Here is a 20,229-nt window from a genome sequence, read left to right as displayed (position 1 = left end):
GAGAGATCTGATGACCCTGATGATCCGTGGTGCGATGATGGCTGTCGCGCTCAGCGTCGGTGCCGCCGCCGGTGCTGCCCCGCGCAACCCGATGGTCGGCGGTGCGGCGATGTACCCCACGAAGACGATCGTGGAGAACGCCTCGCAGTCGAAGGACCATACCACCCTGGTCGCCGCGGTGAAGGCGGCCGGCCTTGTCGACACGCTTTCCGGCTCGGGCCCTTTCACCGTGTTTGCGCCGACAAACGCGGCATTCGCAAAACTGCCCGCTGGCACCGTCGACACCCTGGTGCGGCCCGAGAACAAGGATAAGTTGACGTCGATCCTCACCTATCACGTCATACCCGGCCGGATTACCGCAAAGGATATTGCCGCCAAGGCAAAGGCGAATGGCGGGACGGCGACCTACACCACCGTTGAGGGCCAGCCGATCATGTTCAAGAAGGCGATGGGCGGCTGGGCCATCATGGACGCCAAGGGCGATACCGGCCGCATCACCACTGCCGATGTCATGCAGTCGAACGGCGTCGTGCATGTAATCGACACGGTGATGATGCCATAAGGGCGGCAGATCATTCCCATGGGTGGGGCGGCACATGGTCGCCCCACCCATGCGACGGAGGGGCAGTCTGTCACGCCGGCTCGAAGGCGCGAATTAGCCCTCATCGCTTATGCACTCGAACGACGGCGCAGGTGAAGGTGCTGGTCAATCTTGCGCGCATGGACCAACATTTTCGTCGCAGGCCACTGGCATACCGGTAGGAGACGATACGTGCTGTTTCACACGATGATTGGTTCGAACGACATTGAACGGTCGAAGCGCTTTTACGATACTGTGCTGGGAACGCTCGGCATTGGGGAGCCGATGCGGAACGTGGCCGATAGCGGCCACATCCGACTGATCTATCGGGGTGAGAGCGGAACCGCCTTCATCGTCACGCAGCCGATCAATGACGAACCGGCGACCGTTTCAAACGGCAGCACGGTCGCCTTCCAGTGCGATTCTCCCGAGCAGGTCAGACAGTTTCACGATGTCGCCGTGGCAGCCGGGGGTATGTCGATCGAAGCGCCGCCCGGTCCTCGTCATACGGCATCCATGGGAACGATCGAACTGGCCTATGTTCGCGATCCGGACGGCAACAAGCTTTGCGGCATTCACTTTCCGGGGTGATCGATAGGGCATTTGGCTTGCCACGAATGTCGACGGCGAGCCCATGTCCCAGCAGATCTTCCCTTTCCTCAGGCAAGGAAACCGCCATGACACATGGAAACATGCCCGATGTTTTCTAATCGACATTTCAACTTGCAGCGCGTGGGATTCGCCAGGCTGGTCGAGGACCATATCCTTATCGAGTCGAGCATATCGGCCCTGCTGGACGATTTGAGGGACGAGGCCGCATCCCCCCACGAACTATCGGTTCAACTTGACGCCCTGGCCGTCATCATCCGCAAGCACCTGCGTGAAGAGTCCGACGTCATTCAGAATATACGCCTGGAAACATTACCCGATACATGGCGAGCGACCTGGATCGAAGGTGAGGCCGCTCTCCTGCAGCTGAAGGTCGATTGGAGTGATTTCCTCGATCACTGGACCGAATGCCGTATTGCCAACGATATGCCGGGGTTTTCGGATGCTGCGAGTGCGATCCTGGCCCGATTGAGCGATCGCGTCAAAACCGAAACCCAATGCTTTTACAAAACGGCCTTGTCCACCGGCGGTATCGAATACTAATTCTGAAGTTCTTGAATACGGTTTTATTCCGCCGATCATCGACGAAGCCATCCTTTCCCCGCGCTTGTTTTCAGCGGGGTTGGCGACCATCGGCTCTGACATGGTCGATGACAGAATCGCGCAGCTATCACGTTCGCTGATCGCTACCGGTCATAGCGGGTGGCGACGCGGTGCCAGTCCCCGGCCTTCGCCGGGGCAGGGTCTTGAGGCGGCCGAACATGATCTCGATGCGGCTGCCGCGCCGGTAGCCTTCCAATCTCCATCGACGCCCCAGACAAAGCTCGGTTTCGTCCTGGGTCGCACACGGGCGACCCGTACCGTGCTGAAGACAAGGGATGTTCCGGAACGTGCATACCGCGTCGCGCATTGGCTCTCTCATAGGAGAGCAACCATGGCCGACCCGATCAAACCGACGACCGAGACCCGCGATCCCAATCTGTCGACCGAGCATCAGCGCGACGGCGATGCCCGCCGTCCCAGCGATACGCTCGACCGCGGCCAGCCCAGCACCGAGGGGCAGGATGCGCCGAAGCGAAAATCCTCGCTGACCTGATTCTTCGGGAAGGGGCAAAGGGACGCCCCGTTCATTCCGTAGTGACACAGTGCCTGAACGGGGCGCCGAGGACGTGCGGAAGCTCGACCTCTCAGGCCCAGTAACGTGCTTTGGTGACAAAAGCTGCGCCTTCCTTTGCGCCGAGCAAAATAAAGCGGCCGGGAAAGGGTGTGGCAACCTGTTGGATGACTGCCGATGTCACGAAAGTGACTCATATCTGTCACGGAAGTTTCTCTCAAACTGCATCTTCGCGTCATGAGACGCGCCTAACGCCCGGGCCGGGATCGACAGGGGGACTTGTCTTGAGTCGGTCATCGGGCGGCGTTCGCCCGGCTTAGCAACGATAAGATCGGGAGTTTTTCGGCGATGAGCAGCTTCAAGCGCTTCGGCCTCATTCTCATGACCAGCTCGGCCTGTGCGGCCCTTTCCGCATGCGGCGGAGCCGACAGCGTGGCCTCGCCCGGCGCGGGCGAAATCGTGATCGTCCAGCCGACGCCGACGCCTGCCCCGTCGCCGACCCCCACGCCGACCGCGAACATCACCGCCGCGCAGTTCGCCGCCGTGACCAAGGTCAACGACTTGACGATCACGGCCGACGAGCAGCTGGCGATCGTGAACGCCGGGTCCAACAACAACGTCAACGGTACCGGGGCTGCGCTGAACGGCATCTATCCGACGAGCAGCACCTCGCTGGTGACCGCGACCGACCCGTCGACGCTGAACAGCTTCTTCACCTCGACCAACTATGTCGGCGCGCTCAACGGTCCGTCGGACACCGCCTTCCAGGGCTGGACCTGCAACTCGACCTCGGCCGAATTCGGCGGCTCGGGCGCACGCTGCACCGCGGTTCCCTCAATCGGCACCTATGCCGCGGCGACCTCGGTCTGCCCGACCGGCACCACCGATGACGGCACCAACAGCTCGTCCTCGCCGACGCTGCGTTACTGCCGCCTGCCGCAGAACATCACCGCCGACCTGACGCTGCCGAAGATCGCCGGTGTCGTATACCGCCTGCGCGGCCAGACCGAAGTCGGCACCGATCTGGGTTCGACCGGCGGCACCGGCGTCACGCTGACCATCGCGCCGGGCGTCGTGGTCGCGGCGGACTCGTCGGAGGCGACCAACGACCTGCTGCTCGTCAATCGTGGCTCGAAGATTTCGGCGGTCGGCACGCGCGATGCGCCGATCATCTTCACCTCGCAGCAGAATCTGGCGAACAACGGCGTGTCCGACGCAAGCCAGGGCCAGTGGGGCGGCATCATCCTGCTCGGCCGCGCGCCGACCGCCGTCTGCGCCACCGGCACCGGCCCGAACAATGCATCGGGTTCGTCGACCACCTGCCAGCTGGCGATCGAGGGCGTGACCGGCCGCTTTTATGGCGGCGCCAACCAGGCCGACTCGTCGGGTCAGATGTCCTATGTCCAGATCCGCTATTCGGGCATCGCCATCTCGGACGGCAACGAGTTGCAGGGCCTGACCCTGGGCGGCACCGGTTCGGGCACGGTCCTGGATCATATCCAGAGCCACAACTCGGCCGATGACGGCATCGAGATCTTCGGTGGCACGTCGAACCTGAAGTACATCGCGATCACCGGCGCGGACGATGACGGCTTCGACATCGACAATGGCTATCGCGGCTTCATGCAGTTCCTGGTCGCGGCGCAGCGGACGATCGGCGCGACCGCCGACAGCTTCTCGACCGAGATCGACTCGAACAATGCCGAGGACCTGCTGCCGCGCACCTTCGGTCGTTACGCCAACTTCACCTTCGTTCAGACCGCGCTCGCGCCTGCCGCGATCCGTCTGCGCGGCGGTGCCGACATGACCTTCATCAACGGCATCGTGAAGGCGCCGTCGAACGTGGCCTGCATCAACCTGATCGCGGGTGAGGGTTCGGGCTCGGGCCGCACCACGATCCGCGCTGCCGACTCCTCACTGCAGGATGTCGGGCCGCCGGTCTTCACCTCGGTCTATTTCAGCTGCAACGGCCGCTAAGGCCCCGCTGACCATGCGTCCGGCATCGTTCGGACGCTCTCGGCAGGCCGGGGTGGCGATCATCGCCGCCCCGGCTTTCCTCCATGAAAATCTGATACGGGATGACCCGGCCATGCAGCGACGCCTCGCTTATGCCTCCCTCCTTCTGCTGACCTCGCAACTCGTCGCGCCCGCTCTCCTGGCGCAGACGGCGGGCGGGGCGACGCCAGCTCCGGCGCAGACCAGCACCACCGCGACCAGCCCGGACGGGCAGGCCACCCCGCAGAGCCAGACGCCCACGGGCCAGGACGGTCAGGCCGCGGAAGAGCCGGTCGAAATCTCCGCCCCCGGCATGGACTCCACGGCGGGCAACGAGATCGTCGTCGTCGGCCGCAACATCCCCAACACCATCCGCGCCACGCCGCAGATCGTTTCGGTCCTGTCGGCCGCCGACATTGCGCGCACGGGCGAGGGTGACATTGCGGGCGCGCTGACCCGCGTGACCGGCCTGTCGGTCGTGGGCGGCGGCTTCGTCTATGTCCGGGGTCTGGGCGACCGTTACTCCTCGTCGCTGCTCAACGGCTCGCCCTTGCCCAGCCCCGAGCCGCTGCGCCGTTCGGTCCCGCTGGACATCTTCCCGACCACCATCGTCGGCTCGGCGCTGGTCCAGAAGACCTATTCGGTGAACTATCCGGGCGAGTTCGGCGGCGGCGTCATCAACCTGACGACCAAGGCGATCCCGGCCAAGAACTTCATCTCGGGCGGCTTCACCGTTGCGGCCGACGATGCGACGACCAGCGAGCTGGGTTATACCTATGCGGGCGGCGATGCCGACTGGCTGGGCTTCGACGACGGCACGCGCGGCGTGCCGCAGTTCGTGCGCGACGTGCAGGCGGGCAAGGGCTCGGGCATCGTGCCCGCCGCGCAGGTGGCGGGCCTGTCCAACGCCTCGACCACCCTGCTCCAGCGCAACAATCAGTTGCCCGCCAATCTGTCGGGCGAGCTGTCGGCGGGCTCGGTGTTCGACATCGGCAGCGACCGTCTGGGCGTGATCTCGTCGCTCTCGCTCTCCAACACCTTCCGCACCCGCTCGGCGATCCAGCAGGACTCGGTGTCGGCGGACGGGACGATCCGCAACGATTTCCGCACGCTGCTGACCGACAACCGCATCGTCGCCAATGCGCTGGTCGGCCTGGGCTATGAGTTCGGCGACAACACGGTGCGCTGGACCAACGTCTATATCCACGACACGCTGAAGCAGGCGCGCGGCTCGGCGGCCGAGGTCTATAACAACGCCAGCGGTCTGCGCTTCCAGCAGAACACCAACTGGTTCGAACGTCAGCTGATCGAAAGCCAGCTGGTCGGTGAGTTCAAGCTGACCGACGCGCTGAAGTTCGACGCGCGTGGCGCCTTTGCCAACTCGAAGCGCAACGCGCCCTATGAGCGCCAGTTCGACTATCTCTGCTCGAACCGCACCACCACGGGCCTGCCGATCAGCTATGACGGCGGCAACGGCGCGGGCGGGTTTCAGTGCAACGGCGCCTATCAGGTGACGCAGCGCTTCACCCCCTTCGCCTCGATCATCTTCTCGGAACTGAACGAGAATCTATATACGGGCCAGGCGGACCTCTCCTACAAGATCGACGGAGATCGTCCGATCACGTTGAGCACCGGCTATTTCTACCAGGGCACGGACCGCTATTCGAGCCGTATCCAGTTCAACTACCAGACCAGCGACGGTGCGGGCACCGCGCCGGGCTTCCCGTACAATCTGTACCGCCCCGACTATCTGCTGAGCCCGGGCGTCATCAACAATGCCTGTCCGTTGCGTGGGCAGGGGGCATGTACGCTCCAGCTCCAATTCTCGACCCAGGCCGGTGCCTATGCGTACGACGCCAAGCTGAACGTCCATGCCGGTTACGTCCAGGCCGAGGCGGAAGTCGCCAATGGCCTGCGCGCCGTGGCGGGTGTCCGCTATGAAACGGCGGTCGAGACGGTGACGCCGGTGCAGAGCGCGACGACGCGGTTGAAGAACGATTACTTCCTCCCCGCCGGCACGCTGACCTGGAATTTCGCCGCCGACATGCAGCTTCGCGCGAGCGGTGCGAAGACGATCTCGCGCCCGCAGTTCCGCGAATTGGCGCCGCAGCAGTTCCGCGACCCGGACTCGGACCGCCTGTTCTTCGGTAATCCGAACCTGCGCGACAGCGAGCTGTGGAACCTCGAGGCACGCTACGAATGGTTCTACGCGCGCGACCAGCGTTTCACGCTGGCGGGCTTCTACAAGCGGATCAAGAACCCGATCGAGCAGGTCGGCTTCTACACCGGCGCGGACGACCGGTTGCAGACGGGCTTCACCTATCTGCCTTCGGCGACGCTCTATGGCGCGGAAGTCGAGTTGCAGAAGTACGTGCCGCTGGCCGGGATCGGCGGCGACTTCTTCGCCACGCGCCGCCTCGTCGCCATCGCGAACTACACCTACACCAAGTCGCAGATCAACGCGGACGCGTCCTGCGTGCCCAACCCGGCGGCGGCGCAAGGCTCGCCGGGTCTGGCGGGCTGCGCCTCGGGCTTCGGCCCGGCGCGGCTGCTGTTCCGCGACGGCGCGTCGCTGACCGGCCAGTCGGACCATCTGGTCAATCTGCAGCTGGGCATGGAGGACACCGCCGCGCTGTCGCAGATCACGTTGCTGTTCAACTATGCCAGCAATCGCGTGACCAATCGCGGTCCGTCGAACCTGTCGGGCACCGGCTTCCAGCCGGACATCGTCGAAGTGCCGGGCATCCGCCTCGACCTCGTGGCGCGCCAGGGCTTCGAGCTGATGGGCGGCAAGTTCGAACTGAAGGCCGAGGCCCGCAACCTGACCCGCACGCGGTATAATGAGCGGCAGGACTTCGGGAATGGCCGGTTCGTCTATCTGAACCGGTATAATCTGGGCCGCATATTCTCGCTGGGGATCAGCACGACCTTCTGATCCTTTTTGCGGGATGGCGTAAGGGGCCGTCGTCCGGGTGATCCGGGCGGCGGCCTTTTCGTTTGGGGAGAGGGTAGGGCGTGGCCTTCGACTTCGCTCAGTCCGAACGGATGTCGGGAAAGGGGGCAGGGCCGGGAGGAGATCGTCACCCCCGCCACGGCAACTCCCGATACCATTTGGTAATCACGTACTTCACCCCCGCCCGCACCTTCATCGCCTGATGCAGGGTCGCGGCATTGGTCGAGCCGTCCGTGCGCCGGTTGCTCCAGGCGACCATCTTGCCGAGTTCGGGCTGGATCATCTTGTCCACCACCTTGAACCGCGTCGCGCCGCCCGCTTCCGGTGTGTTCAGGTATAGCATCACCGTCCAGGTCCGGTTGCCCGACAGCGCGCAATAGCGGTGATAGTCCAGCCCCCTGGGCTCGAAATAATCGGTATGCTGCTTGAACTCCTGGCCGACGGCATAGCGTTGCCCCTGGATCGGCTCGCCATATTCGCCCGACAGGCCGGTCAGCATCGCGATGCGGCGTTCGGTGTCGATCACCGCCGGATCGTCGGCGGGCAGATCGCCCGTCTCGCTGGTGCGATAGGCATGGTCGCCATTGGCGTCGGCGATGGTCGAGGGGCGGCGCACCGCGTCGATTCGCGCGATCAGCGCCGCGCACAGTTCGGGCGGCAGCACGTCGCGCTTCACGAACAGGGTCAGCTTGGGACTGGGCAGCCGCTGGACGCCCGGCGTCGCGGCAAGCCGCGCGATGATCGGGGTCGGATCCAGGCCATTGCCCAGCCTGGGCACGTCATCGGTCAAGGCTTGCATCCGGCTCTCCCATCCTGTCCCTCATGTGAAACCGATATGACCAACATGTTTCAGGGCTTTGACGCCGTGCTGTAACATGCCATGCCTAGAGCCCGAAAATGCGTACGGGGTGGGTTTCATGCGGTTGAGGCTCGACGCGCGCGGACGTCGCTGGTTACGACGCCTGCCGGTCGTGAATGTCTATTCGGTGGCCGAACTGGCGCTGATGGCGGTTCTCGCCGTTCAGGGCGCGCGGCTGCTATGGGTGATCGTCACCCCCGTCTCGCCGCTGGGCGAGTGGCGGCCGCTGGCGCCTGCCATTGCGGGTTCCCCTGCCGCCATCCTCGAAGGCTTCGACCCGTTCTTCCGCTTGCAGGGGCAGCAGGCCGCGCCCGCCGCCGTCACCACGCTGCAACTGACGCTGTTCGGCACCCGGCTGGACGAGGCATCGGGGCGCGGCTCGGCGATCCTGGCCGGGCCCGACGGGGTGCAGCGCTCGGTGTCGGTCGGCGAGGAAATCCAGCCCGGCGTCACGCTGAAGGCGGTGGCCTTCGATCATATCACCATCGATCGCGGCGGCGCGACCGAGGACCTGTATCTCGACCAGTCCGATGCGCCGCCCGCCGCCGCCGGAGCACCCGCTCCGGGCGCGCCGTCCGTGCAAGCGCCCGGATCGGTGCCCCCGGCGGGCGGCGTGGCGATCGCGCAGTTGCGCAGCGACATCGGCTTCATCCCCAGGCTCGACGGCGGGCGCGTCTCGGGCCTAGTCGTGCGGCCCCAGGGTTCGGGCGCGGCATTCCGGGCGGCGGGCCTGCGCGAGGGCGATATCGTCACCGCGCTCGGCGGGCGTCCGGTGACGGGGCCGGGCGATCTTGACCGTCTGGCGGCGGATTTCGCACAGGGCGGTTCTCTTTCCATCACGGTCGAGCGGGGCGATCAGACGCTGCCGCTCTCCCTTCAGATTGCGGCACCACGGCCATGAAGAAGCTCGTCCTCGGTTCGGTTCTGGCGCTTGCACTGGCGGCGGGCGCTCACGCCCAGACCACGCTCAACGTCCGCGACGCCGATATCCGCGCGTTCATCGCCGATGCCGCCAAGGTGACGGGGCGGACCTTCATCATCGACAGCCGGGTCAACGGCAAGGTGACGGTCGTGACCGACCGGCCGCTGTCCCGGTCCGAATATTTCGAGATTTTCCTGTCGACCCTGCGCTCCAACGGGCTGGTCGCGGTGCCGACCTCGGGGGGGGCGTTCCGGGTGCAGCCGGTGGATAACGCCGCGTCGCAGCCGAGCCGGATCGGGTCGGCGGGCGCGAACCGCAATTCCTACGTCACCGAGATCATCCGCCTGCGCGCGATCGACGCGAACAGCGCGCTGGAGACGGTGCGTCCGCTGGTCAGCGCGCAAGGGTCGGTGACGGCGAACCGCGGGGGCAACAGCCTGGTCGTGGTCGACTTCGCCGACAATATCCGCCGTATCCGCGAGGTTGTGCGCCGGATCGACGCCGACAACGCCTCGACCCGCGTGATCGCGCTGCGCAATGCGGGCGCGCGAGAGATCGCGACGGCACTCCAGACGCTAGCGGGCGGCGGTGGCGGCGGGCAGGGCGGTACGCCCGCGCAAGGGGCGACCGGCGTGTCGGTGGTCGCCATCGACAGCTCCAATTCGATCGCGCTGCGCGGCGATCCGTCGAGCGTGGCGCGCTTCGCCCAGATCGCGATCGATCTGGACAACAAGGCGAAGAGCGGCACCGAAATCCGCGTCGTCTTCCTCGAAAACGCGGACGCCGAGCAGCTTTTGCCCGTGCTCCAGCAGTTGGTCGGCCAGCAACCCGACCCGGTGCAGGAAACCACCCTGTCGCGCGGCAGCTTCACCCAGACCAACAGCCAGTCCGGCTCGGCGGCGGGCACCTCGATCGCGCAGCGTATCCAGCCGGTCGCCCAGCCCCAGGCGGCAGGCGCGCCGGGTGCCGGTGGCCAGAACGGCCAGCCGCCCGCGATCAGCACCCAAGGCGGCCGCACGGCGGCGGTCGTGACCCGCTTCACCGGCGCGAACGCCATCGTGATCGCCGGACCCGCCGACATCCAGCGCCAGATCGGCGAGGTCATCCGCCAGCTCGACGTGCGCCGCGAACAGGTGCTGATCGAGGCGATCGTGGCCGAAGTCTCCGACCAGACCGCGCGGCGGCTGGGTGCGCAGTTCCTGCTCGGCAGCCTGTCGGGCGGCGCGTTCGCCGCCTCGACCTATGGCAACACCGCGCCCAACATCCTGCAGATCGCAGGGGCGGTGGGCGCAAACACGATCGGCGGCACGACGACGACCGTCGTCGCCCCCGATGGCACCCGCACCACGACCAATGTCCCCAACCAGGCCTATAGCCAGCTCACCCAGTCGGCGGTGCAGTCGATCCTGGGCACGACGGGTGGCTTTGCGGGCTGGGGTGGCAAGATCGGCGACACGGTGTTCGGCGCGATCATCAACGCGGTGAAGAGCGACACGACCTCCAACCTGCTCCAGGTCCCGCACATCATCACGCTGGACAACCAGCAGGCACACAGCCTGGTCGGTCAGGAAATCCCGATCACGACCGGCCAGGCACTGTCACCCAATTTCGACAATGCCTTCCGCACGGTGCAGCGTCAGAATGTCGGCATCCAGCTGGACGTGAAGCCACAGGTCAATGCGGGCGGCTCGTTGAAGCTCTATGTCCGCCTCGAAGTCAGCTCGATCGCAGGACCTGTGTCGAGCAACAATAGCGAGTTGATCCTCAACAAGCGCGCGTTCGAAAATGTCTTTACCCCCGATGACGGCCAGATCACGGTCATCGGCGGTCTGCTCGACGATAACGAGCGTCGCACGATCGAGAAGATCCCTTTCCTGGGCGACATTCCCGGCCTGGGCGCGCTCTTCCGGTCCAAGGCGCGCAGCCGGTCGAAGACGAACCTGATGGTCTTCATCCGCCCGACGATCCTGCGCACGCCCGAGGACAGCCGCCGCGTCACCGAGCAGCGGTACGGCTATCTCCGCCAGCTTCAGGGCTATGCCCAGCCCGGCGTCGAGCCCTCGATCGACGAGCTGGTCCGCGATTACATGAACGCCGCGCCGCCGATCCCGCACGCACCGATGCCCGGCAATATCGAGGACCCGCGCATCGCCGTCCCCGTCGCCAAGTCGGTCGAACCGATCAAGCGCCGTGACTGACGACGCGCAGCCCCTCCCCACGGGCGACACCGTCCCCCTGCCGCTGGGCACGCCCCTCCCGCAGGTGGGAGGGGATGGGGGAGGGCCACCCGCTCTCCCGCTCCCCACGCCCGACGAAGCGCTGGAGCTGGTCGCCCCGCTGACCATTCCTTACGCCTTCGCGCGCAAGTTCGGCACGGTCGTCCACACCGCCGACCCGCTGACCATCGCCCTTCGCGAAGGCGCCGACCCGCGCGCGCTGATCGAGCTGCGCCGCCATATCGGCCGCCCCTTCGCCATCGCGCGCGTGGAAGGCCCCGCCTTCGACCGGCTGTTGTCCGACGCCTATGCGATGGACGGACAAGCGACCGCCATCGCGGCGGTGGGCATGGGCGACGAGCTGGACATGCTGGCCGACGGTATTCCGACCGCCGAGGATCTGCTCGACACCGCCGACGACGCGCCCGCGATCCGGCTGATCAACGGCATCATCGCCGACGCCGCGCGCAACGGCGTGTCGGACATTCATATCGAGCCGTACGAGACCGGCCTCGTCGTCCGGATGCGGATCGACGGCGTGCTGCGCGAGACGCTGCGCATGCCGCCGCATGTCGCCCCCGTGGTGGTCAGCCGTATCAAGGTCATGGCCCGGCTCGACATCGCCGAGCGGCGGGTGCCGCAGGACGGGCGCATGGCGCTGACCCTGGGCGGCAAGCTGCTCGACGTGCGCGTCTCGACGCTGCCCAGTCGCGCGGGGGAACGCGTAGTGCTGCGTATCCTCGACAAGGAGAATGCGGGCATCGACCTCGACGCGCTGGGCATGAACCCGGCGATGTACGCGCTGCTGCGCGAGGCGCTGAGCGAACCCAACGGGATCATCCTGGTCACCGGCCCGACCGGCTCGGGCAAGACGACCAGCCTCTATGCGGCGCTGCGCCTGCTGAACGATGGCAGCCGCAACATCCTGACCGTCGAGGACCCGGTCGAATATGCGGTCGAAGGCGTGGGCCAGACCCAGGTCAACGCCAAGGTCGGCCTGACCTTCGCGGCGGGCCTGCGCGCGATCCTGCGCCAGGATCCGGACGTGGTGATGGTCGGCGAAATCCGCGACCGCGAGACGGCCGAGATCGCGGTGCAGGCCTCGCTCACCGGCCATCTGGTGCTATCGACCGTCCACACTAATGATGCGGTCGGGGCGATCACCCGGATGCGGGACATGAAGGTCGAGCCGTTCCTGCTCGCCTCTACCTTGCGCGCCGTGATCGCGCAGCGGCTGGTGCGGCGGCTGTGCCCGGCGTGCAGGCGCCCGGTCGAGGCGAAGGAAACCGTCGCGCCGCTGCTGGGCATCGATGCCCATGCCACCGTGTATGAGGCAGTCGGTTGTCCGCAATGCAACGGCAGCGGTTACAAGGGGCGGACCGGCGTCTATGAAGCGGTGCGCGTCGACGACACCATCCGGCGGTTGATCAACGAAGGCGGCGACGAACAGGCGATCGCCGCGCACGCCTTTGCCAGGCAACAGCCGTTGGCGGCAGTGGCGCGGACGCTGGTGCTGGACGGCGTGACCACGGCCGAGGAAGCCATCCGCGTATCCCGCCGCGACTCCGACGCGGGGTGAGGGGGATGGTCGTATTCCCATCTTCAGCCGCCACCCCGGCGAAGGCCGGGGTCCAGTTGTCATGCCGTTTGTGGTTGGGAACGGACGGCGGCTCAAAGCTCTTGGGTTCACGCGGAGACGCGGAGACGCGGAGAGATAATGAGTTCGCGCAGAGGCGCAGAGGACGCAGAGACGTCGTACCCGCCGCGCCAGCGGCCCTCTTGCCTCTGCCGGTTATAGATGCAGTGCGCTGCCGCGCACTAGACACCTCTGCGCCCTCCGCGCCTCTGCGCGAACATCTCTTTCTTCTCCGCGTCTCCGCGTCTCCGCGTGAAATAGAATGGCGATCCCGCATGCCTCGAAGCCACTGGGCCCCCGCCTTCGCGGGGGAACAGGGGTGTGGGGAGGGGCACTGACATGGCCGGGTTCGACTATGTCGCCATCGACACCAAGGGCGCGGAGAAGCGTGGCTTCATCCCCGCCGAAACCGCCGACGCCGCCCGCGCCGCGCTGGAGAGGCAGCGCCTTTACGTCGTCTCGGTCAAACCGGGCAGCGGCGACACCGCCGAGCGCCGCCCGCTGTTCGGGCTCAAGCTCGGCCGAGCGCGCATGTCGGTCAAGCAGTTGACGTTGTTCACCCGCCAGCTCGCCACGCTCAACCGCGTTTCGCCGCTGGAGGAGTCCCTGCGCACCATCACCCGCCAGACCGAGCAGGAGCGGGTGCGTGCCATCGTCGCGACGGTGCACCAGGGCGTCACCGAAGGCCGCCGCCTGGCCGATGCGATGGCGCGCGAGCCGAAAAGCTTCCCCCCGCTCTACCGCGCGATGGTTGCGGCGGGTGAGAGTTCGGGGACGCTGCCGACCATCCTCGAACGGCTCGCCGCGCTGCTGGAGCGGCAGGCGGAGATTCGCGGCAAGCTGATCACCGCGCTCGCCTATCCGACGATCCTCGCGGTGGTCGCGCTGGGCGTCGTCACCGCGCTGATGATGTTCGTCGTGCCGCAGGTGGTCGAGCAGTTCGATACGGTCGGGCAGGAGCTGCCCTTCCTGACGCGCATGGTCATCACCGTGTCGGACCTGTTGGTCGGCTGGTGGTGGCTGATGGCGGGGATCGTCGTTATCGCGGGGGTCGGTTTCTGGCGCGCGCTGAAGGTGCCGTCGATCCGGCTGTCCTTCGATAGCTGGCTGCTGAAGCTGCCGCTGCTCGGCCGGTTGCTGCGCGACCTGCACGCGGCGCGGATGGCGCGGACTCTGGGGACGATGGTGGCGAGCCGGTTGCCGTTGCTGGAGGGGCTGACGCTGACCGCCGGGACGATTCACAACCGCCGTCTGCGCGTGGCGTCCGACGCCATCGTCGATTCGATCCGGGGTGGTGGCAGCCTCTCGGCGGCGATGCGGCGCGCGGGCGTGTTCCCGCCCTTGCTCACCTATCTGGCCGCCAGCGGCGAGGCGGCGGGGCGGCTGGACGAGATGCTGGAGCGCGCCGCCGATTATCTGGAGCGCGAATTCGACCGCTTCACCGCCACCGCGCTGTCGCTGCTGGAGCCTGCGATCATCGTCGTGATGGGCGGCGTGGTCGCCACCATCGTGCTATCCATCCTGCTGCCCATTCTCCAGCTCAACACGCTGGCCGGTCAATAAGAGGACATGTTGATGCGTAACCCCCACCGCCGTCCAATCCGCCGCAAGCGTCCGGCCAACGGCTTTACTCTGGTTGAGCTGATGGTCGTCATCGTCATCATCGGCCTGCTGGCGACGATCGTGGCGCTGAACGTGCTCCCCTCGGGCGACACGGCCAAGATCCAGAAGGCCAAGGCCGATATCTCGAACATCGAGACGGGGCTGGAGATGTACAAGCTCCAGAACCTGACCTTCCCGACCACGGCACAGGGGCTGCCCGCGCTGGTGTCGATGCCCGCCGGACTTGCCGATCCGTCGCGCTACCAGAAGGGTGGTTATCTTAAGAAGCTGCCCGACGATCCCTGGGGCCGCCCCTATCTCTATGCCTCGCCCGGCCAGCATGGTGAGGCGGATATCTGGACGTACGGCGCCGACGGTAAGGAAGGCGGCGAAGGCGTCAACGCGGATATCGGCAACTGGGATAAGTGATGACGCGGCCCCGCCTCGATGCCGGGGACGGAAGCGGGCGGGGCCTGCTTGGCGAGGACGAAACGTGGCCTTCGACTTCGCTCAGGCTGAACGGGACGGAGGATCCGTACTCAACCTCCGTTCGCACTGAGCGGAGTCGAAGTGCACGGGCTGACCTTACCCCAAGGCGCGCTACCGGCTTCACCCTGGTTGAACTGATGATCGTCATCACCGTGATCGGCCTGGCCTCGGCGGTGGCGGTGCTGTCGCTGCCCGACCGGCGGGGCCGCGTGACCGACGAGGCGTTGAAATTCGCCGCCCGCGTCCGCGCCGCGCATGACGTGGCGGTGGTCGAGGCGTCGCCGGTCAGCATCTGGGTCACGCGCGGCGGCTATGGTTTCGACCGGCGGGCGGACGGTGCGTGGAGCCCTATGACCGCCAAACCCCTGCGCGTCGCGCAATGGGAGGACGGCACCCAGGCGACGATTCCCGACGCAAGCGGCCGGGTGCGGATCACCTTCGACGTGACGGGCTTGGCGGACCGCCCGGTCGAGCTGCGGCTGACGCGCGAGCGGGCGAGCAGCATCGTGCGGATCGGCGCGGACGGTACGGTGCGCGTCGATGGGTGAGACATCCCAAATTCCTCCCCTGCCAGGGGAGGGGGACCATGCGCAGCATGGTGGAGGGGTGTCCCGCTATCGAGAGCGCGACACCCCTCCGTCGGGCCTTTGGCCCGCCACCTCCCCTTGCAGGGGAGGAAAGGAATCGGGCTTCACCCTGATCGAGATCATGGTCGCGCTGGCGGTCTTCAGCCTGGCGGCGATGGCGCTGGTGAGGCTGGAGAGCGCGACGATCCGCGGTGCGTCGATCCTGGACGAGACCGTCGTGGCGCAGATGGTCGCCCGCAATGTCGCCATCGCCGCCGTCACCGACCCGCAGGCTCCGGCGCTGGGTCGGACGACGGGCGCGGAGGTCAATGGCGGGCGCAGCTGGAAATGGACCCGGATCGTCAGCGGCACGGGCGACGCGCGGGTCGTGCGGATCGATGTGGCGGTGGCGAATGCCGGCGGCCGGATCACCGGGCGGATGACGATGGTCCGCCCGCCCATGGCCGCGCCGCCGATTGGGGTGGCGGGGTCGTGACCTGCCGTTCAAAGGGCAATCCGTTCCCCGGCGGAGGCCGGGGCCCAGTTGCCACGAACCCAAGGGGTAGGGGTGAACGTCACTGCTCTCCTCGAATGACATCGCAACTGGGCCCCGGCCTACGCCGGGGAACAAGGGCTGGGTGCCCTAACGGCTTCACCCTGGTTGAGGTGATGGTCGCGCTGCTCATCTTCTCGATGCTGGCGGCGGCGGCCGTCGCGATCCTGTCGCTCAGCGTCCGGGCCCAAGGGGTGACGGGGCAGAAGCTCGACGCGATGGCGGCGGTCAGTCGGACGACCGCGATCCTGTCCGCCGATCTGGCGCAGGCGGTGGACCGCCCGACGCGCGACGAGGGCGGCGTCCTGACGCCCGCCATGGTGGCGGGGCCGGATGCGATGCGGCTGGTGCGCGGCGGCTGGAGCAATCTCGACAATGCGGCGCGTCCTTCGGTGCAGAAGGTCGCCTATCGCCTGAACGGTGACGTGCTGGAGCGGGTGGCATGGCCGCTGCTCGACGGCGCCGCACCGATGGAGCCCGCCGCACTGATGGACCATGTCCGCGAATTGCACCTTCGTTATCGCTTCAATGGCGCGTGGCTCGACCAGTGGCAGGGGCAGCCCGGCGTCGCCCTGCCGCAGGCGGCCGAGGTCACGATCGTGCGCGACGACGGCATGATCTATCGCCAGCTGTTCCTGGTCGGCACCGGCTATGTCGGCGTCCCGAACCTGCCGAATCCTACGCCGACGCCCAGCCCCACGCCGACTCCCAATGGCTAGACCCATGCCGCCAGCGGGCGAGCGCGGGGCCGCGCTGCTGACCGTCCTGATTCTGGTCGCCGTCATCGCGGTGCTGGCCGCGACCGCGCTGGAAAAGCTGCGCCTGTCGACGCGGCTCGGCGGCAATGCGGTGGCGATCGAGCAGGCGCGCGGTTTCGCCTATGCCGCCGAAGCGCTGGCGATCATCCGGATCGGCGATCTGCTGGAGCGCGCCCAAGGCAAGGTGTCGCTGCTCGGTGGGTGGAGCGACCGGCCCTTCGCATTGCCGCTGGGCGAGGTCGCGGGCGGAAGCAGTGCCGTCGCGCGGGTGACGGACGGAGGCAATTGTTTCAACCTGAACGGCCTGGCGCAGGACCTGCCCGGCCAGCCCGGCACGCTGATCGGCAATGCGGTCGAGGTCGCGCATTTCGCCAAGCTGATGCGGCTGCTGAACGTGCCCGGCCAGGTCGCGCAACAGGTCGCGACCGCGGCGTCCGACTGGATCGACAGCGACCAGAACCCGCAAGGGGGCGGCGCGGAGGACCCCGTCTATCTGGCGCGTGATCCGTCCTATCGGACCGGCGGCGCGATGATGACGGATGTCAGCGAGCTGCGCATGGTCAGCGGCGTCACGCCCGAACTCTATGCCCGGCTTCGCCCCTGGCTCTGCACCCTGCCCGAGGCGAAGCCGACGACGGTCAACATCAACACGCTGGCCCCCGAACAGGCGCCTTTGGTCGCCATGGCGCAGGCCGATACGATTTCGCCCGGCGCCATCGCCCAGGCCCTTTTGCGCCGCCCGCCGCAAGGCTATGCGGACGTGAGCGCCTTCTGGGCGCAGATACCGGGGGCGAGCGGGGGCGGCGGCGTGGCGGTGACGACGCGCTGGTTCAACTTGCGGATCGATGTCGGTCTGGGCAGCGTGACGGTGCAGGAACGCGCGCTGGTCGACGCCACGCGACAGCCGCCGCGTCTGGTGGCGCGGATTTGGGGGGAAGAGTGATGACTGCAACCAACCTCCTGTTCCTGCCGCCGGGCGAGGGCGGCGACTATCGCTGGATGCGGATCGAGGACGAACGCGTCGCCGCCGCCGGAGAGGGCCTGCCGCAGGGGGATGGCGACGTCGTCGCGGTCGCACCCGCCGATGCGGTGTCGCTGCACTGGGCCGAGATTCCCGCCCGTTCGACGGCACAGGCCGCCGCCGCCGCGCGGCTGCTGGCGGCCGAGGTGAGTGCCGCGCCGATGGACGAACTGCACGTCGCGGTCGGCGAGGACGAGGCAGGCAGCCGCCCCATCGGCATCGTCAATCGCGGCGCGATGGCGGGCTGGCTGGCGCGGCTGGGCGCGGCGGGGGTCGATCCGGTCGCGGTCGTGCCCGCACCGCTGCTGCTGCCGCGCCCCGAAGAGGGTTATGTGCGTGGCGACCTGGCCGGGCAGGGCGTGGTGCGCGGGCGGGCCTCGGGCTTTGCCGACGAGCCCGGCTTTACCGAGATCGTCACGGGTGACGCGCCGCTCGACGAGCTGGACGATGCGGCGGTCGCGGCCGCGCTGGGGGCGGTGGCCGCCGCGCCCGCGCTCGACCTGCGGCAGGGGCCGTTCGCGCGGCGGCGGGGCTTTTCGATCGACTGGCGGCTGGTCAAGCGCCTGGCATGGCTGGGCGTCGCCATCGTCGTCGCCACGCTGGCGATCGATTTCGTGCGCTGGACCAAGTACAGCTTCGCCGCCGACGCGACCGAGGCGAAGATCGAGCAGATCGCCCGCACCGCCCTGCCGCGTGGCGAGACCTTGGTCGATGCCGACCGCCAGCTGACCGAGCGATTGTCGGCGGTGCGCGGGCCGGGGCAGGGGTTCAGCCGGACGGCGGCGGCGGTGTTCGCGGCCGTGCGCGCGGTGCCGGGCACGGAGCTGACCGCCCTCGATTTCCAGCCCAATGGCGACGTCCGGCTCGGCGTCGCGGTCGACCGCGAGGCGCTGGCCACCGATCTTAAGCGCGCGATCGAGGTGGAGGGTTTCACCGTCCAGCCCAGCACCTTCGTCGCGGCCAATGGTCGGATCACGGGAGAATTCACGGTGCGCGCACGATGAAGGCGCTGAAACTCTGGTTCGATGGCCGCTCCCTTCGCGAGAAGCGGCTGCTGCTGGTCATGGGCGCATTGCTGGTCGTGACGCTCCTCTGGGGCGCGATATTGCGGCCGCTGGGCGATGGCCTGTCGAGCGCGCGCGAGCGTCATGCCGATGCGGTGATCCGACTGGGCGAGGCGCAAGCCGTCGCCGCCGAGTTGAGTCAGCGCCGCCGCCGTCCGCCCGCACTTTCGGGCACCCTGGCCGATACGGTGCGGCTGTCGGCGGAACAGGCGGGCTTCAGCCTTTCCACCCTGACCGAGGACGGCCCCGGCCGGGTGCGGGCGCAGATCGCCTCCGCCAGACCCGCCGCGCTGACGCCGTGGCTGGCGCGGCTGGAGCGGGGCGGCGTGCTGGTCGAGCAGGCGACCCTGACCGACAATGGCGACCGGACGGTGGGCGTCGCCCTTCTCTTGCGGACACGGGTGTCCTGATGCGGCTGCGGATGACCACGCGGCCTTCGGTGCTGTTCGCCGCCATGCTGGTCGTGGCGCTGATCGTCTTCCTGCCGATGCGGCTGGCGCTGGGCGCGACGGGGCTTGCCGATCAAGGGCTGACCGCGCGGCGGGTCGGCGGCACGATCTGGGGCGGCAGCATGAACGAAGCGCGGTTCGGCGACGTGGCGCTGGGCGACCTGCGCGTGTCGCTGTCGCCGCTGGCCCTGTTGCTCGGCCGGGCCAGGCTGGCGTTCGAGGGAGCCGGGGCGGATGGTCGCCCGATCGCCGGGTCCGCGACGATCAGCCGCCATGCGATGGGCATCGACGGCGTGACCGCCAGCCTGCCCACCGCCACGCTCTTTGCGCCGCTGCCGGTCACGACGCAGACGCTGGAGGATGTGACGGTCCGCTTCCGAGACGGCGTGTGCGAGGAAGCGGCGGGCCGCGTCCGCGCGACCGTGGTGGGTGAGGCGGGCGGCCTGCCGCTGCCGCCGATGATGATGGGCACCGCACGATGCGAGGCGGGCGCGCTGCTTCTGCCGATGACGGGGCAGGGGGGCACCGAGGGCGTCAACCTGCGCATACGGCCCGATGGCCGCTACACCGCCGACCTGGTCCTGACGCCGGGCGATCCGGCGGCGGCGACGAAGCTGGAGCAGTTGGGTTTCGTCGCCGGTACGGGCGGCGGATACCGACTTTCCGTAGAAGGACGATTTTGACCGCTTGACGAAAGCGGGTGATCCCGTTTAGGGGCGCAAGCCTTCGCGGCGACCGTAGTTCAATTGGTTAGAGCGCCGGCTTGTGATGCCGGAAGTTGCGGGTTCAAGTCCCGTCGGTCGCCCCATTCTTCTCCGGCCATATCCTGGCCACGGCACCGGC

Annotated in this window: 19 protein-coding genes and 1 tRNA gene; 19 read left to right on the top strand and 1 reads right to left on the bottom strand. The window is 67.4% G+C overall.

Annotated elements, in window-relative coordinates; translation table 11 throughout:
- Nucleotides 1–10 precede the first annotated feature (10 nt).
- The 6 genes from ASF14_RS00815 to ASF14_RS00795 all read left to right on the top strand — a co-directional run bounded on the left by ASF14_RS00815 (nucleotide 11) and on the right by ASF14_RS00795 (nucleotide 7,233).
- The gene (locus ASF14_RS00815) at nucleotides 11–562 is read left to right on the top strand and encodes a fasciclin domain-containing protein (RefSeq protein WP_056430185.1); all 552 of its coding nucleotides are present in this window, start codon (nucleotides 11–13) and stop codon (nucleotides 560–562) included.
- 210 nt (nucleotides 563–772) lie between these two features.
- Complete coding sequence (locus ASF14_RS00810) at nucleotides 773–1,171, top strand: VOC family protein (protein ID WP_056430181.1); 399 nt, start codon at nucleotides 773–775, stop codon at nucleotides 1,169–1,171.
- Nucleotides 1,172–1,279: 108 nt separating this feature from the next.
- Complete coding sequence (locus ASF14_RS00805; protein WP_056430178.1) at nucleotides 1,280–1,732, top strand: hypothetical protein; 453 nt, start codon at nucleotides 1,280–1,282, stop codon at nucleotides 1,730–1,732.
- Between the two features lie 391 nt (nucleotides 1,733–2,123).
- Nucleotides 2,124–2,285 carry a hypothetical protein gene (locus ASF14_RS21780; RefSeq protein WP_168371483.1) on the top strand — a complete coding sequence of 54 codons (162 nt, stop codon included), beginning with the start codon at nucleotides 2,124–2,126 and terminating at the stop codon, nucleotides 2,283–2,285.
- 366 nt (nucleotides 2,286–2,651) lie between these two features.
- Nucleotides 2,652–4,280, top strand: coding sequence for a hypothetical protein (locus ASF14_RS00800; RefSeq protein ID WP_056430175.1), 1,629 nt, complete (start codon nucleotides 2,652–2,654; stop codon nucleotides 4,278–4,280).
- Nucleotides 4,281–4,392: 112 nt separating this feature from the next.
- Nucleotides 4,393–7,233, top strand: a complete 2,841-nt coding sequence (locus ASF14_RS00795) for a TonB-dependent receptor domain-containing protein (RefSeq protein ID WP_056431276.1) — start codon at nucleotides 4,393–4,395, stop codon at nucleotides 7,231–7,233.
- 145 nt (nucleotides 7,234–7,378) lie between these two features.
- Here the strand turns inward: ASF14_RS00795 and ASF14_RS00790 are convergent, their stop codons facing one another.
- The gene (locus ASF14_RS00790; RefSeq protein ID WP_056430172.1) at nucleotides 7,379–8,050 is read right to left on the bottom strand and encodes a prolyl hydroxylase family protein; all 672 of its coding nucleotides are present in this window, start codon (nucleotides 8,048–8,050) and stop codon (nucleotides 7,379–7,381) included.
- Between the two features lie 118 nt (nucleotides 8,051–8,168).
- Between ASF14_RS00790 and ASF14_RS00785 the strand changes: the two genes are divergently transcribed.
- From ASF14_RS00785 to ASF14_RS00725, 13 genes are all read left to right on the top strand, one after another.
- Complete coding sequence (locus ASF14_RS00785; protein WP_056430169.1) at nucleotides 8,169–9,011, top strand: type II secretion system protein N; 843 nt, start codon at nucleotides 8,169–8,171, stop codon at nucleotides 9,009–9,011.
- Nucleotides 9,008–11,230, top strand: a complete 2,223-nt coding sequence (gspD, locus tag ASF14_RS00780; protein ID WP_056430165.1) for a type II secretion system secretin GspD — start codon at nucleotides 9,008–9,010, stop codon at nucleotides 11,228–11,230. The genes ASF14_RS00785 and gspD overlap by 4 nt, the downstream gene beginning before the upstream one ends.
- A gap of 121 nt (nucleotides 11,231–11,351) precedes the next feature.
- Nucleotides 11,352–12,827, top strand: coding sequence for a type II secretion system ATPase GspE (gspE, locus tag ASF14_RS00775; protein ID WP_076717931.1), 1,476 nt, complete (start codon nucleotides 11,352–11,354; stop codon nucleotides 12,825–12,827).
- 396 nt (nucleotides 12,828–13,223) lie between these two features.
- Nucleotides 13,224–14,447 carry a type II secretion system inner membrane protein GspF gene (gene gspF / locus ASF14_RS00770; protein ID WP_056430163.1) on the top strand — a complete coding sequence of 408 codons (1,224 nt, stop codon included), beginning with the start codon at nucleotides 13,224–13,226 and terminating at the stop codon, nucleotides 14,445–14,447.
- A gap of 12 nt (nucleotides 14,448–14,459) precedes the next feature.
- Entirely contained in the window at nucleotides 14,460–14,915 is a 456-nt protein-coding gene (gspG, locus tag ASF14_RS00765; RefSeq protein WP_082442037.1) for a type II secretion system major pseudopilin GspG, read from the top strand.
- Nucleotides 14,915–15,523 carry a GspH/FimT family pseudopilin gene (locus ASF14_RS00760; RefSeq protein ID WP_191864573.1) on the top strand — a complete coding sequence of 203 codons (609 nt, stop codon included), beginning with the start codon at nucleotides 14,915–14,917 and terminating at the stop codon, nucleotides 15,521–15,523. The genes gspG and ASF14_RS00760 overlap by 1 nt, the downstream gene beginning before the upstream one ends.
- Before the next feature lie 58 nt (nucleotides 15,524–15,581).
- Nucleotides 15,582–16,037 carry a type II secretion system minor pseudopilin GspI gene (gspI, locus tag ASF14_RS00755; RefSeq protein ID WP_082442000.1) on the top strand — a complete coding sequence of 152 codons (456 nt, stop codon included), beginning with the start codon at nucleotides 15,582–15,584 and terminating at the stop codon, nucleotides 16,035–16,037.
- Between the two features lie 95 nt (nucleotides 16,038–16,132).
- Nucleotides 16,133–16,813, top strand: coding sequence for a type II secretion system minor pseudopilin GspJ (gene gspJ, locus ASF14_RS00750; RefSeq protein ID WP_082441999.1), 681 nt, complete (start codon nucleotides 16,133–16,135; stop codon nucleotides 16,811–16,813).
- 4 nt (nucleotides 16,814–16,817) lie between these two features.
- The gene (gspK, locus tag ASF14_RS00745) at nucleotides 16,818–17,795 is read left to right on the top strand and encodes a type II secretion system minor pseudopilin GspK (protein ID WP_056430153.1); all 978 of its coding nucleotides are present in this window, start codon (nucleotides 16,818–16,820) and stop codon (nucleotides 17,793–17,795) included.
- A complete protein-coding gene (gspL, locus tag ASF14_RS00740) occupies nucleotides 17,795–18,877 on the top strand; it encodes a type II secretion system protein GspL (protein WP_056430150.1) in 1,083 nt (360 codons plus the stop codon). The genes gspK and gspL overlap by 1 nt, the downstream gene beginning before the upstream one ends.
- Entirely contained in the window at nucleotides 18,874–19,347 is a 474-nt protein-coding gene (gspM, locus tag ASF14_RS00735; protein WP_056430147.1) for a type II secretion system protein GspM, read from the top strand. The genes gspL and gspM overlap by 4 nt, the downstream gene beginning before the upstream one ends.
- 11 nt (nucleotides 19,348–19,358) lie before the next feature.
- Nucleotides 19,359–20,069: a type II secretion system protein N gene (gene gspN / locus ASF14_RS00730; protein WP_236696874.1), complete on the top strand. Its 711-nt coding sequence runs from the start codon at nucleotides 19,359–19,361 to the stop codon at nucleotides 20,067–20,069.
- Between the two features lie 48 nt (nucleotides 20,070–20,117).
- Nucleotides 20,118–20,194 (top strand) — tRNA-His (locus ASF14_RS00725).
- The last annotated feature ends 35 nt before the right edge of the window (nucleotides 20,195–20,229 follow it).

Origin of the sequence: Sphingomonas sp. Leaf257, assembly GCF_001422185.1 — a bacterium.
Classification (GTDB): domain Bacteria; phylum Pseudomonadota; class Alphaproteobacteria; order Sphingomonadales; family Sphingomonadaceae; genus Sphingomonas; species Sphingomonas yabuuchiae.
This window is presented reverse-complemented; position numbering and strand designations above follow the sequence as displayed.

Coding starts and splice junctions, on each gene's coding strand:
- ASF14_RS00785 (WP_056430169.1), top strand. CDS start 8,169: ATGCGGTTGAGGCTCGACGCGCGCGGACGTCGCTGGTTACGACGCCTG.
- ASF14_RS00760 (WP_191864573.1), top strand. CDS start 14,915: ATGACGCGGCCCCGCCTCGATGCCGGGGACGGAAGCGGGCGGGGCCTG.
- gspD (WP_056430165.1), top strand. CDS start 9,008: ATGAAGAAGCTCGTCCTCGGTTCGGTTCTGGCGCTTGCACTGGCGGCG.
- gspF (WP_056430163.1), top strand. CDS start 13,224: ATGGCCGGGTTCGACTATGTCGCCATCGACACCAAGGGCGCGGAGAAG.
- gspJ (WP_082441999.1), top strand. CDS start 16,133: ATGACATCGCAACTGGGCCCCGGCCTACGCCGGGGAACAAGGGCTGGG.
- gspG (WP_082442037.1), top strand. CDS start 14,460: ATGCGTAACCCCCACCGCCGTCCAATCCGCCGCAAGCGTCCGGCCAAC.
- ASF14_RS00800 (WP_056430175.1), top strand. CDS start 2,652: ATGAGCAGCTTCAAGCGCTTCGGCCTCATTCTCATGACCAGCTCGGCC.
- gspN (WP_236696874.1), top strand. CDS start 19,359: ATGACCACGCGGCCTTCGGTGCTGTTCGCCGCCATGCTGGTCGTGGCG.
- ASF14_RS00790 (WP_056430172.1), bottom strand. CDS start 8,050: ATGCAAGCCTTGACCGATGACGTGCCCAGGCTGGGCAATGGCCTGGAT.
- ASF14_RS00805 (WP_056430178.1), top strand. CDS start 1,280: ATGTTTTCTAATCGACATTTCAACTTGCAGCGCGTGGGATTCGCCAGG.
- gspM (WP_056430147.1), top strand. CDS start 18,874: ATGAAGGCGCTGAAACTCTGGTTCGATGGCCGCTCCCTTCGCGAGAAG.
- ASF14_RS21780 (WP_168371483.1), top strand. CDS start 2,124: ATGGCCGACCCGATCAAACCGACGACCGAGACCCGCGATCCCAATCTG.
- gspL (WP_056430150.1), top strand. CDS start 17,795: ATGACTGCAACCAACCTCCTGTTCCTGCCGCCGGGCGAGGGCGGCGAC.
- ASF14_RS00795 (WP_056431276.1), top strand. CDS start 4,393: ATGCAGCGACGCCTCGCTTATGCCTCCCTCCTTCTGCTGACCTCGCAA.
- ASF14_RS00815 (WP_056430185.1), top strand. CDS start 11: ATGACCCTGATGATCCGTGGTGCGATGATGGCTGTCGCGCTCAGCGTC.
- gspK (WP_056430153.1), top strand. CDS start 16,818: ATGCCGCCAGCGGGCGAGCGCGGGGCCGCGCTGCTGACCGTCCTGATT.